Below are 845 nucleotides of genomic sequence, written 5' to 3'. Positions count from 1 at the left end.
CTGCACCGCCTGCGGCTGACAGGTAAAGGGCAGGAGCTGAGAGTTCACATCAGGCCGGTTCTGCACCACCGCCAGTATCGCCTCGTTATAGGCATCCAGCAGGTTGGCATTGGTCCAGCGGGGAACGGCCGTGTTGTCCTGAAGCAGGTCGCGAACCCGCTGGATGATGGCGGTAACCTTCATCACCTACAGCCGGTTACCCTGTTGATCACAGAACTCCAGATCCACGCCTATTCGTTTCTTCAGCCTCGGGTTGTAGATAAAGACGCTGTGGTTGTTCTTGTTCAGCACAAATCGCAGCGGCTTTCGGTGGCCTGGTTGCGATGTTGGTACTGACTGTGCCAACGCGGTGGGCACCTCAGTCACGTCCGGCGCTTCCAATTCTTCCTGCTCTTCCGGTTGTTCCAGTGGTTCACCACCGTTCATCAGCTGACGTATTTCGTTTTTTAACTCATCCAGCTTCTTGCGCTTGTCCAGCTCCACGTTAAACATCTGCCGGGCAAAGGATTCCAGTTCGTCCTTGCTGCGGCAGGTATCCAGGTTAAATGCCATTTTTTCAGCTCCTCTGAAAAACGCTTTCCGCTACCCACCGCCCGCACCCCGCAAAAGCACCACGAATGGAGTCTTGTACGGGAAGCAGGCAGCGGGAAGCGGGCAGCGAAAAAATTAAGAACGCTTCGCTGCCAGCAAAACACCAGCATCCGGCTTCAACACCTTGTAGCCATACACCTGCAGGCCACGGTGTCCCATGCCGAAGTGCTTCTCCAGCGTCAGCGATTCATGCTTGATAAACTGCGACGCAAACCCGGCGAAATCTTTCACACCCGCCAGGCACTGAGTCACTC

General features: G+C 55.5%; 2 protein-coding genes. Both read right to left on the bottom strand.

Annotated elements, in window-relative coordinates; translation table 11 throughout:
- Positions 1-186: DUF6682 family protein (locus AK963_RS29835; RefSeq protein ID WP_202969948.1), on the bottom strand; the 186-nt coding region annotated here is incomplete at its 3' end.
- The gene (locus AK963_RS29830) at positions 187-552 is read right to left on the bottom strand and encodes a hypothetical protein (RefSeq protein WP_066018817.1); all 366 of its coding nucleotides are present in this window, start codon (positions 550-552) and stop codon (positions 187-189) included.
- Positions 553-845 lie beyond the last annotated feature (293 nt).

It is taken from the genome of Endozoicomonas atrinae (assembly GCF_001647025.1).
Taxonomy (GTDB): Bacteria; Pseudomonadota; Gammaproteobacteria; order Pseudomonadales; family Endozoicomonadaceae; genus Endozoicomonas; species Endozoicomonas atrinae.
The sequence above is the reverse complement of the archived record's forward strand: the minus strand, read 5'-3'. Positions and strand labels throughout refer to the sequence as shown.

Bases quoted from the DNA above. Each gene is read 5' to 3' on its own strand.
- AK963_RS29830 (WP_066018817.1), bottom strand. From the start codon at position 552: ATGGCATTTAACCTGGATACCTGCCGCAGCAAGGACGAACTGGAATCC.